Annotated in this window: 15 protein-coding genes and 1 tRNA gene; 11 read left to right on the top strand and 5 right to left on the bottom strand. The window is 62.7% G+C overall.

The genetic code is table 11. The annotated features are described in order from the left end of the window. Nucleotides 1–30 precede the first annotated feature (30 nt). A tRNA-Asn gene (locus tag H3H37_RS20785) sits at nucleotides 31–106 on the top strand. 54 nt (nucleotides 107–160) lie between these two features. Here the strand turns inward: H3H37_RS20785 and H3H37_RS20780 are convergent. Then, nucleotides 161–736, bottom strand: coding sequence for a phage integrase N-terminal SAM-like domain-containing protein (locus tag H3H37_RS20780; protein ID WP_182166076.1), 576 nt, complete (start codon nucleotides 734–736; stop codon nucleotides 161–163). Nucleotides 737–909: 173 nt separating this feature from the next. On the opposite strand from H3H37_RS20780, the gene H3H37_RS20775 reads away from it, so the two are divergent. The 3 genes from H3H37_RS20775 (at nucleotide 910) to H3H37_RS26255 (ending at nucleotide 2,969) form a co-directional block, all read left to right on the top strand. After that, nucleotides 910–1,194, top strand: a complete 285-nt coding sequence (locus H3H37_RS20775) for a hypothetical protein (protein WP_182166074.1) — start codon at nucleotides 910–912, stop codon at nucleotides 1,192–1,194. A gap of 111 nt (nucleotides 1,195–1,305) precedes the next feature. Beyond that, on the top strand, nucleotides 1,306–2,610 hold the full coding sequence (locus tag H3H37_RS20770; RefSeq protein ID WP_182166072.1) for a DUF8371 domain-containing protein: 1,305 nt from the start codon (nucleotides 1,306–1,308) through the stop codon (nucleotides 2,608–2,610). Nucleotides 2,611–2,693: 83 nt separating this feature from the next. After that, on the top strand, nucleotides 2,694–2,969 hold the full coding sequence (locus tag H3H37_RS26255) for a barstar family protein (protein WP_182166070.1): 276 nt from the start codon (nucleotides 2,694–2,696) through the stop codon (nucleotides 2,967–2,969). A gap of 86 nt (nucleotides 2,970–3,055) precedes the next feature. Here H3H37_RS26255 and H3H37_RS20760 read toward each other — a convergent pair whose 3' ends face one another. Beyond that, nucleotides 3,056–3,385, bottom strand: coding sequence for a DUF2322 family protein (locus H3H37_RS20760; RefSeq protein WP_182166068.1), 330 nt, complete (start codon nucleotides 3,383–3,385; stop codon nucleotides 3,056–3,058). Between the two features lie 214 nt (nucleotides 3,386–3,599). Here H3H37_RS20760 and H3H37_RS20755 point away from each other — a divergent pair, with 214 nt between their 5' ends. Next, a complete protein-coding gene (locus H3H37_RS20755; protein WP_182166066.1) occupies nucleotides 3,600–4,289 on the top strand; it encodes a DUF3334 family protein in 690 nt (229 codons plus the stop codon). Nucleotides 4,290–4,365: 76 nt separating this feature from the next. Here H3H37_RS20755 and H3H37_RS20750 read toward each other — a convergent pair whose 3' ends face one another. Beyond that, nucleotides 4,366–5,145, bottom strand: a complete 780-nt coding sequence (locus H3H37_RS20750; protein WP_182166064.1) for a hypothetical protein — start codon at nucleotides 5,143–5,145, stop codon at nucleotides 4,366–4,368. A 131-nt stretch (nucleotides 5,146–5,276) separates the two neighbouring features. On the opposite strand from H3H37_RS20750, the gene H3H37_RS20745 reads away from it, so the two are divergent. From H3H37_RS20745 to H3H37_RS20730, 4 genes are all read left to right on the top strand, one after another. Beyond that, a complete protein-coding gene (locus tag H3H37_RS20745; RefSeq protein WP_182166062.1) occupies nucleotides 5,277–6,116 on the top strand; it encodes a M15 family metallopeptidase in 840 nt (279 codons plus the stop codon). Between the two features lie 111 nt (nucleotides 6,117–6,227). Next, the gene (tssM, locus tag H3H37_RS20740; protein WP_182166142.1) at nucleotides 6,228–10,091 is read left to right on the top strand and encodes a type VI secretion system membrane subunit TssM; all 3,864 of its coding nucleotides are present in this window, start codon (nucleotides 6,228–6,230) and stop codon (nucleotides 10,089–10,091) included. Between the two features lie 28 nt (nucleotides 10,092–10,119). After that, nucleotides 10,120–11,088 carry a type VI secretion system-associated protein TagF gene (gene tagF, locus H3H37_RS20735; RefSeq protein WP_182166060.1) on the top strand — a complete coding sequence of 323 codons (969 nt, stop codon included), beginning with the start codon at nucleotides 10,120–10,122 and terminating at the stop codon, nucleotides 11,086–11,088. 21 nt (nucleotides 11,089–11,109) lie between these two features. After that, a complete protein-coding gene (locus H3H37_RS20730) occupies nucleotides 11,110–11,883 on the top strand; it encodes an OmpA family protein (RefSeq protein WP_182166058.1) in 774 nt (257 codons plus the stop codon). Between the two features lie 12 nt (nucleotides 11,884–11,895). Here the strand turns inward: H3H37_RS20730 and H3H37_RS20725 are convergent, their stop codons facing one another. Together H3H37_RS20725 and tssJ are read right to left on the bottom strand one after the other, a co-directional pair. After that, nucleotides 11,896–12,801, bottom strand: a complete 906-nt coding sequence (locus H3H37_RS20725) for a DotU family type IV/VI secretion system protein (protein ID WP_229218940.1) — start codon at nucleotides 12,799–12,801, stop codon at nucleotides 11,896–11,898. 93 nt (nucleotides 12,802–12,894) lie between these two features. Then, entirely contained in the window at nucleotides 12,895–13,485 is a 591-nt protein-coding gene (gene tssJ, locus H3H37_RS20720; protein ID WP_182166056.1) for a type VI secretion system lipoprotein TssJ, read from the bottom strand. Nucleotides 13,486–13,757: 272 nt separating this feature from the next. Here tssJ and H3H37_RS20715 point away from each other — a divergent pair, with 272 nt between their 5' ends. Together H3H37_RS20715 and tssB are read left to right on the top strand one after the other, a co-directional pair. Continuing rightward, entirely contained in the window at nucleotides 13,758–14,360 is a 603-nt protein-coding gene (locus H3H37_RS20715) for a tetratricopeptide repeat protein (protein WP_229218939.1), read from the top strand. A 14-nt stretch (nucleotides 14,361–14,374) separates the two neighbouring features. Next, nucleotides 14,375–14,881 carry a type VI secretion system contractile sheath small subunit gene (gene tssB, locus H3H37_RS20710; RefSeq protein ID WP_182166054.1) on the top strand — a complete coding sequence of 169 codons (507 nt, stop codon included), beginning with the start codon at nucleotides 14,375–14,377 and terminating at the stop codon, nucleotides 14,879–14,881. Nucleotides 14,882–14,885 lie beyond the last annotated feature (4 nt).

The following is a 14,885-nucleotide window of genomic DNA, read 5'->3' as shown; positions in this document are numbered from 1 at the left end:
GGAAATGGCCGTATATAATGCGGCCTCTTTTCCCTGATAGCTCAGTCGGTAGAGCGACGGACTGTTAATCCGCAGGTCCCTGGTTCGAGTCCAGGTCGGGGAGCCAGAATTTGAGAAGCCCAGCCCTTACCGGCTGGGCTTTTGTCATTTCAGCATCGTGCTAGTGATCCAGCGGGCTGATCACCCCGCGTCCGCCACAGTTGAGCACATGGGTGTAGATCATCGTGATCCGATCCTTCGCGCCCTTGCCGTTGCGGGTGGTTAGCAGATGCATCTTGAAATTCAGGTCCAGCACGCGCAGCCTGCACGCTTCCAGTATCCGCAGGCCGCTGCCATAGAGCAGGGAGGCGATCAGCCAATGCAGGCCTTGAAGGCGGGCCAGGAGGGTGCGGACTTCGTCCACTGTCAAGTCGGTCGGCAGGCGTTGCGGCTGCTTGGCGGCGACCACATCTTTAAGCCAGTCCACTTCCTGTTTGAGGACTTTTTGATACAGGAACAGCAGCGCCGCTTTAGCCTGGGATTGCGTGGAGGCCGCCACTCCCCTCTTCACCGCGAGATGCGTGAGGAATGCTTCGATTTCCACTTTACCCATTTCGGCGGGGGGGCGCTTTTGGTGAAAGAGGATATAGCGGCGAATCCAGTCGACGTAGGCTTCTTCGGTACGGATGCTGTAATGCATGGTGCGGATGCGTTCACGCACTTGATCGAGCAATTTGGGTTGGGCGGGGGGGGGCATGACGGCTTTCTCCAGACAATGGGAAGTTTTATGCTCGCCGGGCGATGATTTTCACTCTTGGAGATTGCGCAACTTGCGGTTAGGTGGCGTGGTAGAATTTGTAAAAACGTCAATTTGACGTCCACTTTACGTTGGGCGTTCCTGGCCTTTGTCCTGTTATAGGATCACGAACTATGAGCACCAAAACTGTGTGTGGCGTACAGCTAGTTGACGAAGCTTATGCACTTCTCGGCGATGCAATTGCTCCGTATGTACAGACGGGCCGAATCGGAAAGTTCATCTACTGTGAGTCCGCTGTACAAAATGGGAATTTCCTCGATATGAGGTTCCGCCCAGAACAATGCGACGGGACGGTTCAATGTCCAATGCAAGTTTCCGTGCCCGTGAATTTCGTAAAATTCATGGCCGCAGGCATCAACGAAAAGCAGCTGGGTTTCCTCTCTGGGCAACAAGAATGATGGATTTTGCCCAACCATATATTCCAGCCGACGCCTACGGCGCGGCTGAATCGGCACGTTGGACGACAGAACAGACTGACTTTCGAAATATCTTGGCCTAAGGAATAGCGAGTGCGTTCATCCTTCCAATTACCGATCGACATACAGTCGATGCATCTTACTCAGGGATCCCGTGAAGATCTTGCGGCCATGCCTCCTGAGCAAGTCAACACTTATGTGTGGTTTGTAGCTCCAATTCCCGTAGCTGGATTTGACCCGCTCACCTGCCAAGTAGAAACAACTCTGGGATCCACCACGGTGAAATTCTTCAGGGTTGAAAGCGAACAAGATGACGTAATTTTCCAAAGCTCGAAGAACTTCGTGGTGGTGGCTGACGAAAAAGGAAAGCCTTTTGTTCCTACTCGAAATCTGACGGACAACCGGGGCCAGTATCCCTGTGTGGCGGTAGAAGTACGCTTCCCCAAAAGACTAGACGGTGATACCAGCCGTTTGCCGGGCCAGCCCTTTACCGAACAAGAGCGCGAGCGCTTGGATCTGTTGGGGCCTGATCCCATGCCGGAAAAACTTGCTGCACTTATGGCAACCAACCGGGCAATTAGAGAGCACCGAGTAAATGGCGCGAAGACAATTTCCGCTTCAGAGGTTACTGCGCTTATAACTGCACATCGGATCAACGACAGCCGGAGGGTTCTTGCTCAGACCGTTAGCCTGGTCACGACCCCAGATGCCTTTAAAAATGCCGCGGAAGACTACTTCTTGGGGGCGGCCAAGGAGAGCGTTTCCTTAGCACTAGCGTCTCTCAAGCGAGCACACCCCGCGCCTCCTACTACCGAAGACGAACTCCAAAGTCTTGTGCTGTCAACGGTGGACGCGGTACTGGTCCACCATGTTGAGACGCGGCGCTTGATTGAACCATTCTGGGACGGTTCTAGAAGAATCAATGTTGATGGCAAAGAAATTGAGGTGCCACGGTCACCCAAGGGTGAAACCGAAATTCAACCCACGCTGCATGTGTTTTTTCAAATGGCACTTGAACCTTTCGGGGTACATGTAATTCGTGAAAGCGACGAAGGTTCCGGGTCATTGGATTTTCGATTCTCTACTACCAATTCCAGATCGGAGCTTATTTCCGTCGCCGCCGAGTTCAAACTTGCGCATCACAAAGAAGTCAAGGCCGGCATTAAGCGGCAGCTTCCGCGTTACATGGACTCAATTCCATGCACACATGGTGTGTTCGTACTCATGTGGTTCAAAGATGAGAAAGGGAAATACTTCTCAGAACCAAAATCACAGAGCCTTCAGGAAACACGTTCATTTGTAGGCAGTCTCGCTGCTAATCCGGAAAACGCAAACCACAAGATAGCCAGCAGGGTCATAGATTGCTCCATTAGGCCATCTGCCTCCAATCTGAGATGACATGTAGTGCACCTGTCGCCCAACAATGCGCGCCAGGGGACGTGCCGCAAGCGGCCCGCCCCTGAGCTAGCACGTTAGAAATTATGCGAGCTGTAACGATTGACTGCGATGGCGTCAGTTCCGAGGCAGACTTCTGGGAGCGTTACGTTGTAGTGGCTGAACCTGAAGGCGCAGGATACTTTGGCCAAAACCTAGACGCGTTCTGGGACGGGCTGAATGGCGGCCCCGGTTGGCCTGGCGAATGCGAACTGCACTTCGTTAACACGCACACTCTATCCACGTTCCGCGGAGGACGCTTCCTGGCTGCGCTAAAAGAAATCGCGCGCGATTCGCAATTTGTGCGGGTACTGATTGACTAAATTTTCTAACTTTCAGCTCCAGCGGACGCGCTACGGCGGGCGTTGCCCACCTGCGCGCGCCGCTGAGCAATCACGTTCGGCGGAACTTACAGGCCTTTCACCTGCAGGGTTTGATCCGGGGTTTTGATGCTGAACAGACGGTCAATGTTGGGATGTTTCCCCGGGTTGGCGCGGGCATCCTGCGTGTGTTCGGCATAAATCTTCAGGCCCAGTTCCGCTGCTTCGGGGGTAATGGCGCTGAACTTTTCGGCCAGCCAGCCATAAACCCGGAGCGAGCCCGCCTGGCCAGGTTTATTTTCGATCGTTGCTATTGGCGAGCCAGACTGGTCGACCAGTTCGATCGCCGCCACCGTATCCATGACGGGCAGTTGGGCCAGGTTGTCTGAAAATTTATCGCTGAAGTTAGGTAGTTGCATAGGTACTCTTGCAAGTTTTTATGAGGTTAAAACGGTATTTTGTCATAGCTGGCGTTTTAGCGGCGATGGCAGGCTGCTGACAGCCGCGTAAACCACGCATTTGCTGACAATTCCCTCCAAAGTGCCAAATACGGTGGACGAAGAAGTTGCACTTCAGTATTCTCTTGGTAGGGCATAATGCTCGAATAACAAAGGAAGGGAAGGGGCTTAGGCCATGGAAGAAACAAAAATCGTTTACGGTACGGAAGACTTGCTGACCAGTCTGTGCAACTCGGTCACACGCGTGCTGGGCATCGCCACGCAAACCAAGGTGCATTATTCAGCCATGGTGCAACGGATCACCAAAGTGGGCCTGAAACCGGACATCGGCTGCTTCGTGCTGTTCGACGGCGGTTTCACGGGCCTGGTGGTGCTGAACTTCGCGGCCGAGACGGCGATGGAGATCTATTCGCGCTACATGCTGCACATGGGTATGCCCAAATCGGAACTGGCCAGCTCGCACACGTCGGACGAAGTGGCCAATATCCTGGGCGAACTGATGAACCAGATCGTGGGCGACTTCACCGGCAAAGTGCGGCGTGAGCTGCAGACCAATATCACCCAGAACCAACCCAAGATGCTGGTGCTGAACAAGCAGGTCATGCTGAGCGTCGATACGCCGCTGGACCGGCCGGAAATGCGCCGCGTGTCGTTCTACACGGAAAAGAGCAATGTGTTCTACCTGGAACTGGCCATCGACCGCACCGAATTCGTCCGCCTGTATGAATTCGACGCGAACGAAACGCCCGACCCGGATGCACTGCTGGCCTTCGAGCAGGAGAATCAGGCTCAGGCTGCCGAAGCGGTTCCGGTGCAGACCGAGGCCGAGGATAACGACGAGTTGCTGAAGTCGCTGGGCATGTAAGCCGGCGCTACAGGAGCACCGACGAGGCCCGCGAGCGATCGCGGGCCTCTTTCATTTGGGCGAACGGATGAGCGCGTCAGGGCGGGGGCAGGCGGCACACGGGCTCGTTTTCCCAACGGCCCGAGCAGATGCGTGAATGGCACAGCATGCCTTCGATCAGGCCCAGTTGTTTGCAGCGGCGCAGCAGTTCGGCGGTGCTGTCCTGCTCGCCGCGTTCCACCACGTCCCGGCTGCGCTGAGGAATGACGGAGGCTGGCTGGGCTGCATGGGCCACCAGCGCTGTCAGCAAGGTCACGTCCGTGTCCGCCAACGGTGCGGCAGGGACCGCGGCGGTCGCTTTCGCGACGTGCGGACTGGGTGCGTGGGCGGTCGCCACAACTTCGCGCGTCGCCTTGGGCGCCGCCTTGCGCGCAACGGCACCGGCTGCGACGGTGGCTTCCGGTGTGGCGGGCACCCATGCAATGGCCCCGCGTTGTGGATCGGCTCGCCGCACGATTTCCACCTGGACCGGCGCGGACGTGTCGTTGATGATGGCCGCAGCCTGGCTGGACGCGGCCATCGTGAGCGGCGCCGGCACCACGTGGGCCAGCAGCGGCCCGGTCGTCGCCGGCGCAGCCACGTGCGGCGGACTGTCCTGCGGAGCGGTGAGTGCGGACTGGTGGATGCTCCACGCCAGCACCGTCATCGTCAGCAACAGCAGGCACAAGCCCGTGGTCCAGCTATTGAGTTTCCAGCGCGGCACGCGTTCCTGCTCCAGCGTGAGGGCGCCATGTTCCAGACTGGCCAGGATGCGCCGCGTACCTTCGCGCGCCGGACGGCGGGCCGTCAACAGCGTCGGTTTGTTCTGCCTCTCCAAAATACCACCCCCGAATTTGATCTAGCGTTCGATGAAGTTTTCTGGGCGGCCTACGATGGGGCGATCCCGGCGTAGATGGCCGCAAACTAGTGTCCGATCTGCGCCAGCCGCCTGTATTGATGGAGCGCACGATGTTACTTATTTCCATGCTGATCTTTTTCCTGACGGTTTGTGGCGCGGCCTGGCTGTCGCTGTTCCCGTCCGGCCGCGACCTGGTGCGGCAATCGCTGGCCTACCTGGGCCAGTGGACGGGCCACCGCGTACGTCAGGCAGGCCGGCGCGGCACGCATGGCGCGGGCGCGCTGGCGGACGGCGCCGGTGTGGCGCTGCGGTCGGGCGGGCGGATGCTGCGCCGTCACTATTTGACGGCGCTGGCCGCGTCCGTCTTGCTGACGGTGCCACCCTTGCTGGCCTGGCTCGTCAGTGGACGCGGCATGTTGGGCGGCTTCGATGGCGACGCTGGCGAAGTCGATCCGCAAGTGGCGGCGCTATTGCAGGGTGAGCAGTTGGCGGCGCCGGCGCCGCTGCCGCCCGTCACGTTCACGACGGCGGAGGTGACGCAGGTACGTCCCATGCTCGATAGCGCCAACCGCAACTGGCGCTTGCTCGACGCCGAGTTCGCCCAACGCTTGCTGATGGTCTTCAAGATCATGCATGAGCGCTACGGCTACGACATGGCCATCCTCGAAGGCTACCGCAGCCCGGAGCGCCAGAATCAACTGGCCGCCTCCGGTCCCGCCGTCACCAACGCAAAGGCGTTCCAGAGTTACCACCAGTTCGGACTGGCCGCCGATTGCGCCTTCCTGCGCGATGGCAAATTGCGCATTTCCGAGCAAGACCCGTGGGCCATGCGCGGCTATCGCTTGTATGGTGAAGTGGCCGAATCGGTGGGGCTGCACTGGGGCGGGCGGTGGACCATGATGGACCTGGGTCATACGGAATTGCGGGTGCCTGGCACGGTGCGCAAATAAGTGGACGTGCAGGAATCGTTGTTCCCGCTCAAACAATCGCGACAGTGGCGGTGGCACCATGGATCGGTCTGCCTATACCTTCCTCCATCCCAACCTGGCGGCCCGCTCATGATGCGTAATATCTGGTACTTTCTGCTCGATAGCCGCAAGCTTGCCTTGGTCGGTTTTATCGGCCTGCTCGCTTTTCTTTACCTGGGGTCGGCGGCGCTGGAACTGACCTTGCTCTGGACGGCGGCGGCGCTGGCCACCGCCCTGGTCGTGTGGGCCATCTGGTATGGCTGGCGCTGGCACCGTGCCCGGCGCGCGTCGAGCGCCATGGCGCAGGTGATCACCGGCGATAGCGAGGCCGGCAAGGCCGCTGTGCCCGCCACCACGGAGGGCGCCGATGCGGCGGCGACGCGCGCCGAAGTCAGCGCCATCCGCGACAGCATGCTCAAGGCCATCGCCACCATCAAAGGTTCCAAGATGGGCATGGTGTCGGGCGCGCGGGCCTTGTACGAATTGCCGTGGTATATGATCATCGGCAATCCGGCCGCCGGCAAGAGCAGCGCCATCGCCCATTCCGGCCTGCAGTTTCCTTTCGCGGACAGCAAGATCGTGCAGGGCGTGGCCGGCACCCGCAATTGCGACTGGTTCTTCACCACCGATGGCATCCTGCTCGATACGGCCGGGCGCTACGCGGTGGTGGACGAGCACCGGGCCGAATGGTTCGGCTTTCTCGACCTGCTGAAAAAATACCGCAAGCGTGCGCCCATCAACGGCATCATTATCGCCGTCAGCATCGCCGAGTTGCGCGGCGACGATCCCGAGGCCGGCATCAAGCTGGCGCGCAGCCTGCGCCAGCGGGTGCAGGATTTGATCGAACGGCTGGAAGTGTTCGCGCCCGTGTACGTGGTGTTCACCAAGGCCGACCTGATCGCGGGCTTTGGTGAATTCTTTGCGCAGACCGAGCGCAGCGAGCGCGAGCGCGTGTGGGGCGCCACTATGCCCTACAAGCGCAAGACCACCAGCCAGCAGCTGCTGGCCTTCTTCGACCAGGGCTTCAGCGAATTGTGCGATGGCGTCAAGGAGATGAGCCTGGCCAACATGGCCATGCAGCGGCGCGAGCGCATGCCGTCTGGCGTGTTCACGTTTCCGCTGGAGTTCGCCACCATCCGCGCCTCGCTGCGGGCCTTCCTGGCCACGCTGTTCGAGGAAAACCCGTTCCAGTTCAAGCCGGTGTTCCGGGGCTTCTACTTCACCAGCGCTTTGCAAGAGGGGCAACCGGTCAGCGCCCAGTGGGGGCGCACGGCCGAGCGTTTCGGCTTGCAACTGCCCGAACTTCCGATGTCCAATCACAGCGGCCAGACCGGCTACTTCCTGCTCAACCTGTTTCGCAAGGTGATCTTCGCGGACAAGGACCTGGTGGCGCAGTACGCCAGCAAGAGCAAGGTGCAGCTCAAGTATGCGGTGTTCTTCACGTCCGTCATTGTGCTGGGGGCGTCGCTGGGCGGGTGGAGCTGGTCTTATCTGGGCAACCGGCAACTGGTCAGCAACGTGCAGGCGGATCTGGACAAGGTGGTCAAGCTGCAGGACCAGCGGCTGGACCTGCAATCGCGGCTGGAAGCGCTTGATATCCTGCAGGACCGCATTGAACAGCTGGACAGCTATCGCCGGCGCCGGCCGTGGTCTTTGCGCATGGGCTTGTATCAAGGCGAGCTGCTGGAGCGCAAGCTGCGCGAGGAATACTTCTCCGGTGTGAAGGAAGTGATGCTCAAGCCCGTGGCCGCCAATCTTGAGGCGTTACTCGCGGAAATGAATGCCCATGCCGACCAGTTGCAGCCGGTCGCCCGGGTGGCGCCGGAGGATCATGACGGCACAAGCGGAGTGCCAGCCGTGGGCGCTGCTTCCGCTTTGGCCGCCTCGACCGCCGGTCAGGTCGCCGCCACGGCCGTCAGTTCCGCTACCACCCCGGCAACCGCGCCGACTACCGCGCCGGTCCCGCGCGCGACAGCCGCGCAACCGTATCTGGATGCCTCGCCCACCAACGTTGAGGACGCCTACAACGCTCTGAAGACTTACTTGATGTTGGTCGACAAAACCCATGCCGAGCCCAGCCACCTGAACGACCAGCTCACGCGCTACTGGCGCGGCTGGCTGGAAAGCAATCGGGGCGCCATGCCGCGCGAGCAGATGATACGCAGCGCCGAACGCCTGATGACGTTCTACTTGGCGCAGATCGCTGATCCCTCCTGGCCGCGTGTAGAGGAAAAGCTGGCACTGGTCGACCAGGCCCGTGAGAACCTGCGCCACGTGGTGCATGGCATGCCAGCGCGCGAGCGCGTGTACGCCGACATCCGCGCGCGCGCCGCCACCCGTTTCCCCGCGACGACGGTGGCCCGCATCGTCGGTGAGCAGGACCAGGCGTTGGTGGCGGGCAGCCATGCCGTGTCCGGCGCCTTCACCCGCGAGGCATGGGAAAAATACGTCGATGGCGCGTTCAAGGAAGCGGCCACGCACGAGCTGCAAAGCGCCGACTGGGTGCTGCAAACGGCGGCCAAGGACGACCTGACGCTGGAAGGTAGCCCCGAGCAAATACAGAAAGGCCTGGTGGACCTGTACAAGGCCGACTATGCACGCGAGTGGAAGAAGTTCGTGCAGGGTGTGACCATCTCCGACCTGCGCGGCTTCGACGCGGCCGTGGTCGCCATGAACCGGCTGGGCGATCCGCAATCGTCGCCGCTGGCCAAGCTGCTCACCACGATCTACCAGCAGACCACCTGGGATAATCCGGCCGCCTCCCGACCGGGCATGCAGGAAGCCCGGCGCGGCATGTTCGATTGGATCAGCAACGCGTTCTCGCGCAACGCGCCGGTGCCCGTGTCCGGCGTCAACCTCGCCATCGACCCGGCCCGCTTCGAGCGCCAGATGGGGCCGGTGGGGAGGGAGTTCGCCGGCGTGGCCAAGCTGGTCGCGCCCAAGGAGAAGGATGCGTCGCTGATGGGGGCCTATCTCGACGCCTTGTCGCGCGTGCGCACCCGGCTCAACCAGTTGAAGAACCAGGGCGACCCCGGCCCCGGCGCGCGCCAGCTGATGCAGCAGACGCTGGAAGGCAGCGGTTCGGAACTGTCCGACGCCCTGCGCCTCGTGGACGAGCAGATGCTGACCGGCATGAGCGACAGCCAGAAGCAAGCCATCCGTCCCATCCTTGTGCGGCCCTTGATGCAGACCTTCGCCGTTATCATCGGCCCCAGCCAGACGGAGATCAACAAGACCTGGCTGGCCCAGGTGTACGACCCGTTCCAGAAATCGCTGGCCAACAAATACCCGTTCTCGACCACTTCGCGCATCGAGGCCAGTAACGCCGAGATCGTCCAGTTCTTCGGGCCGGACGGGGTGATCGCCAAGTTCGTCACGGGCGCCATGGGGCCGCTGGTGGTGCGGCGCGGCGATGTGCTGGCGCCGCGCACCTGGGCCGACATGGGCATCAGCCTGGCGCCGCAAGTGGTGGCGCGCTTTCCCGGCTGGATCGCGCCGATCGGCGCCGGCGGCGTGGCCACATCGTCGGCGGCGGCCCAGACCGTGTTCCAGATCCAGCCCATGCCCGCGCCCGGCACGCTGGAATACACGGTCGAGATCGACGGCCAGCAACTGCGCTACCGCAACACGCCCGCGCAGTGGAGCAATATGGTTCATCCCAGCCCGCAGGGTGCGCCCGGCGCCCGCATCACAGCTGTGGCGTTCGACGGGCGCAGCGTGGACATCTTCAATGAACCGGGCCAGTTTGGCCTGAAGCGCATGATCGACGCGGCCAGCAAGCAGCGCAAAGATGGCGGCGTGTATGAATTGCGCTGGACCAGCGGCGCCATCACGGTGGCGCTCGACCTGAAGATTACCAGCAGCCCCGAGAGCAGTGGCCGCGACGGCGGCGCGCCCGAGGAGCAGGGCTTCCGTGGCATGAGCCTGCCGGAAACCATCGTCGGAGCGGCGCCATGAAGCGCGCACCCATTGTTGGAGCGGCGCCATGAGGCGCGCGCCGCAGGCGACGCGGGTGGGCTACTTCGGCAAGATTCCCACCCGCAGCGATTTCATCAAGGCCGTCGACAATCCCGCCCTGGCCGCGCTGTTGGACCAGTGGCTGGCCGAGGTGATGAATGTGCTGACGCTCAACCCGCGCTGGAAGCAGCACTATGATGCGCTGCGGCCGCTGCCGTTCGCCTTCGTCGGCAACCGCAGCCGGCGCGCCATCGCCGGCCACATCCTGTCCAGCGCCGACAAGTCGCAACGGCGCTATCCGTTTCTCGTCATGAGTGCGCTGGAAGTGCATGAACCGGCCGCGTTCCTGGCGCGCAGCCCGCTGGTGCTGGCGCCGTTGTGGGATGCGCTGGCGCCGCTGGCGGCTGAAGTGCCGGCCGCCGATGATCCGGCTCCGGCGCTGCACGCGCTGGCGGCCTCCGTCGTGGAACTCGATCCGGACGATCCGGACCACGGCGCAGCCTTCATCCGCTTCCTGGACGGCCACGATATCGCCAGCCTGCAGGCCATGCTGGCGCACGCGCCGGTGCGGCAAATCGTGCTGGCGCTCGGTTTGCTGCTGCAGCCGGTCAAGGATGATGGCCAGGCCAGTCTGGACCGCAGCCTGGCGTTGCCGCTGCCCGACGAGCCGCGCTATCGCTACCAGGTGGCCGCGTTCTGGCTGGACCTGATAGCCCCGTTCCTGCGCCAGGGCGAATTCGAGCTGTGCCTGTTTTTCGCCGACCTGGGCGAGCGATACGTGCTGGTGGTCGGTTTCAACGGCGCGGCGCCGGAGACGCTGCAAGCGGTCATCGATCCGCAATGCGTGGATGAGCAGCAGATCAGCGTGCACGAGGCCGACTGGGTGGAGCAATGCACGCAGGCCGATCAGCGCGTCCAGCAACTGGCGGCGTATTTGGAGCAGGGCCAGCTATCGTTGCGCTCGGTCCATGCGCTGTTTCACGAAACCTTTGTCTGACTTTGCCACGGAGGGTAGTCCATGCGCGCGATTCTGTTGCCGTTGTTATTGGCGGGCGCCATCCCGGCCGCCGCCCAGGTGCCGCCGCCGGCCACGCCCAAGCCCGGGCAGGTGCTGGTGAGCGGCACCGTGCCGGACGAAGCAAGCAAAGCCGCCATGCTGGCCCGCCTGCGCGAGCTGTATGGCGCCGACCAGGTGGTGGACCAGATCGCCATCGGCCGGGTGGTGTTGCCGCCGAACTGGGTAGGCTATGTGCAAAAGCTGATTGGCGCCGATCTCAAGCTGATCAGCAAAGGCCAGCTCAGGATAGACGGCAACAACATCAGCGTGCACGGCGAGGTGGCCAACGAAGCGCAGCGCCAGCAGATCGCCAGCGACTTCGCCACCAGCCTCAACCCGACTTACACGGTCAACAACGGCTTGCGCGTGAGCGCCGCCGAGCAGAACCTGCTGGACGCTACGCTGGCGCGCCGCATCATCGAATTCGAAAGCGGCAAGGCCACGCTCACGCCATCGGGCCAGGCCATCCTCGACGAGATGGCGGCGGCCTTGCACAAGGTGAAGGACAAGAAGGTGGAAGTGATCGGCCATACCGACAATGTCGGCCTGCGCGAGAGCAATGTGGCGCTGAGCCTGGCGCGGGCGGAAGCGGTGCGCGGCTACCTGGCCGGGCGCGGTGTCGATCCCGCCATGGTGACTGTGTCAGGACAGGGGCCGGACCGGCCCGTGGCCGACAACGCCAGCCCCGACGGCCGGGCACGCAACCGGCGCATCGAATTCCGCGTCGCGCAGTAGCCGGGGGGCGGCTCAGGGCAGGGTGATGGTCAGGTTGGCCGGCTTGGGGGCCAGCTTGACCAGGTCATTGTAGGGCGCCATGCTGTTCTGGGTGGTGCGCGTCAGCGACGTCTTCAGGCCCAGGTAGACGCACAGCGCGGCCACGGCGAACACCATGGACAGCGCCCACAGCGGCACCTCGCCGCGCAGCTTGTTGATGATCTCGTCGGGCCGCTCTGCCTGCGGGGCGAAACCACGGCTTTTGCCTTTGATGTGGGCGATCTCCTCGCCCAGGCGGGCCGTCAGGTAGCTGAGCTTGTCGGCTGGTTCATTGGAAAATTTGCCCTTGAATCCCAGCAGCAGACATATGTGGAATACCTGCAGCGCCTGCAAGCGGACACCGCCTTTGCTGCGCAACGCTTCGAGCCGGTCGAAAAAGTGTTCACCGGCCAGGTGGTCGCCGAACAGCATCAACTGCAAGGGCCGGTGGCGCCAGGGCGCCCGCATGGCCAGCGTGGAATTGTGGATGACCTCATCCATCGCCGCGCAAAACGCGTATTTGGCCGCGTCGATATCGTCACCGCTGGCGCGCAGCTTGCGCGCTTCGCGGTCGAACTCGGCCAGGAAGGCATGCACTTTTTCCTTGAACATGGCCTCATCGGCCAGCCCGGCTGGCGTGGGCGGGGCCTCGCCATCAACATGCGGCGGCGGGGGCGCGGAGGGCGTCGCCGTCGCCATCGCCAGCGCGGGTGACGTCTGCCGGCCTGGCTCGCCGAGGATGGTGAGCGGATGGGCGCCTTGCTGTAGCATGAACAGCGCGTAAAAGCCCTCGTGCAGCAGGTCCACCAGTGTCGGCAGACTGCCACTGCGTGCGGCATCGTCGCGCCGCTGGTTGCCCAGTAGCGAGGGCGCGCTGCGCCGTTCGACCATCGCGTTCATGCGGCTTGCTCCATTTGCTCCAGCGCCCATCCAGATACGTGGCCGGCGGCGGTTGTGCTTTTCATGGCTTCCCCTTCCCAGGTGACGACTGCATCATGGACAACGCAATGCCGCCAATGGCTTGCTGGCGGCGCGCCCGGCATCGACCAGCGTGGCTCCGCTGCCCACGCTCAGCGCGCAGGCATGGGCGCCTATTGTGATGCCATCTTTTTCCGCCTCGCCGGCGGCGAACGACATGCGCCAGCGTTGTTCAGCCGGCGCCCGGAACAGCGCCACCACGCCGATGTAGGCCGCTTCTCGCGTCACTTTCTCGACCACCTCGTAGCGCTGGCCGGGCACCAGCAACACTTCCTTGACTTCCAGCAAGTCGTTGCCCAACAGCTCGTGTTCGGTGTGGGCGTTCAGGAAGCTGTCGTAGCCGAGCTGGCGGAACGCGGCATCCTGGCGCAGCTTGTAGATGCGCGCCACCAGCGCCAGCGGGTGGCCGCTTGCATCGGTGTTGAGGTTGGGGCTGGCATGCAGGCGGATCGCGACATTGCGCGGCGGCTTTTGCGCATCCGGCAGTTCGGGCGGCTTGCGCACGCCGATCATTTCCAGCGCCGTTCCGGCGATCGAACCGGCCGCGCAACCAGCGAGGGTCAGCACGGCGGCCAGGCAGAGCAGGGCATTGCGTGATCGGTTCATCGGTTCTCCAGGCGACCTTGCCATTAGAACCAAAGCGGCTCGTGCGGGATTTGCGGCTGCGCAAGGGGCATGCACCTTGCCGCTGGCGCGGCGCGCGCCACGCCGGCCTGCGCGCGACGTGCTGCGCCAGATCAGGCCGCAGCGTGCCCGCTGTCCCGGCGAATGCGCAATGCAACATGCCTTGAGCGGGCGCAATTGCGGCCTCAACCGTTGATCAATAATGGCCTCCACCCCATTCGCCTCTCCACCTTCGTTCCACCAGGGAGCACATCATGAATCCGATCCGAACACCATTGCCCATCCTGGCTTGCGCGCTGCTGCTGTCGGCGTGCGCCACCGATGGCGAGCAAGTGCGCGCCGAGCGCGCCCAACCGGCCACGCTGGACCGCGCGCTGGCCGAGGCCGATACGGCCGTCGCGGCGGGCCAGGCCGACAAGGCGCAAGTGATCCTCAAGAGCGCGGCCAGCACCTATCCGGCCGACAAGCAGCCGTGGCTGCACCTGGCGCAGATGAAGTTCGACCGCGCCAGCTATGGCGAGGCCATCACGAACGCGCTGGAAGCGCTGCAGCGCGACCCGAACGATAAGCTGGGCAACAGCATCGTGGCCGTCAGCGGCCTGCGGTTGTCGACCAAGGCGCTGACGGACCTGAGCCAGCAGAACAATCTGAACGGCTCGCTGCGTTCCGAAGCGCAGGATCTGGCCCGTTTGCTGCGCACCAGCCTCGGTGAAGAAGTGCTGGTGCCGCCATCTTCCCCGATGGCGCATCGGCCATTGCCACGCTCCCACCATCCTGCCACGGCCACGGCGCATCGCGCGACGGAAAAGCCCGACAACGCGTCGGCCAGCACCGATCCGTTCGGTGGCCTCAAATAAGCGAAGGAGTGAACATGGCTAACGGAGACAGTGTCCAGAAACGGCTGACCAAGGTGCGCGCGCCGCGCGTGCAGATGACCTACGACGTGGAAATCGGCGACGCGATGGAAAACAAGGAGTTGCCGTTCGTGGTGGGCGTGGTGGGCGACTTTGGCGGCAACCCGGACGTGGAGCAAAAGCGCCTCAAGGATCGCAAGTTCGTCAACATCGACAGCGGCAACTTCGACGAGGTGCTGGGCGGCGTGGCGCCGGTGGCGCGCTTCCAGGTGCCCAACCAGCTCAGTGGCGACGACACCTCGTTCGGCGTTGAACTGCATTTCCGCTCGATGGCCGATTTCCGGCCCGAATCGGTGGTGCAGCAGGTGGCGCCGTTGCGCGCCTTGCTGGAGGCGCGCGGCAAGCTGGCCGACCTGCGCAACAAGCTGGCCGGCAACGACAAGCTGGAGGACATCCTGACCGAGGTGCTCAACAACACCGACCAGCTGTCGGCCATCCAATCCGACCAGACCAGCAAGGAGTAACGCC

The sequence above is a fragment of the Rugamonas brunnea genome, assembly GCF_014042345.1.
In the GTDB taxonomy this organism is placed as follows: domain Bacteria; phylum Pseudomonadota; class Gammaproteobacteria; order Burkholderiales; family Burkholderiaceae_D; genus Rugamonas; species Rugamonas brunnea.
The sequence above is the reverse complement of the archived record's forward strand: the minus strand, read 5'-3'. Positions and strand labels throughout refer to the sequence as shown.

Excerpts from the sequence above, each read along its gene's own strand:
- tssM (WP_182166142.1), top strand. The coding sequence starts at position 6,228 with ATGCGTAATATCTGGTACTTTCTGCTCGATAGCCGCAAGCTTGCCTTG.
- H3H37_RS20760 (WP_182166068.1), bottom strand. The coding sequence starts at position 3,385 with ATGCAACTACCTAACTTCAGCGATAAATTTTCAGACAACCTGGCCCAA.
- H3H37_RS26255 (WP_182166070.1), top strand. The coding sequence starts at position 2,694 with ATGCGAGCTGTAACGATTGACTGCGATGGCGTCAGTTCCGAGGCAGAC.
- tagF (WP_182166060.1), top strand. The coding sequence starts at position 10,120 with ATGAGGCGCGCGCCGCAGGCGACGCGGGTGGGCTACTTCGGCAAGATT.
- H3H37_RS20780 (WP_182166076.1), bottom strand. The coding sequence starts at position 736 with ATGCCCCCCCCCGCCCAACCCAAATTGCTCGATCAAGTGCGTGAACGC.
- H3H37_RS20725 (WP_229218940.1), bottom strand. The coding sequence starts at position 12,801 with ATGAACGCGATGGTCGAACGGCGCAGCGCGCCCTCGCTACTGGGCAAC.
- tssJ (WP_182166056.1), bottom strand. The coding sequence starts at position 13,485 with ATGAACCGATCACGCAATGCCCTGCTCTGCCTGGCCGCCGTGCTGACC.
- H3H37_RS20715 (WP_229218939.1), top strand. The coding sequence starts at position 13,758 with ATGAATCCGATCCGAACACCATTGCCCATCCTGGCTTGCGCGCTGCTG.
- H3H37_RS20745 (WP_182166062.1), top strand. The coding sequence starts at position 5,277 with ATGTTACTTATTTCCATGCTGATCTTTTTCCTGACGGTTTGTGGCGCG.
- tssB (WP_182166054.1), top strand. The coding sequence starts at position 14,375 with ATGGCTAACGGAGACAGTGTCCAGAAACGGCTGACCAAGGTGCGCGCG.
- H3H37_RS20755 (WP_182166066.1), top strand. The coding sequence starts at position 3,600 with ATGGAAGAAACAAAAATCGTTTACGGTACGGAAGACTTGCTGACCAGT.
- H3H37_RS20730 (WP_182166058.1), top strand. The coding sequence starts at position 11,110 with ATGCGCGCGATTCTGTTGCCGTTGTTATTGGCGGGCGCCATCCCGGCC.
- H3H37_RS20775 (WP_182166074.1), top strand. The coding sequence starts at position 910 with ATGAGCACCAAAACTGTGTGTGGCGTACAGCTAGTTGACGAAGCTTAT.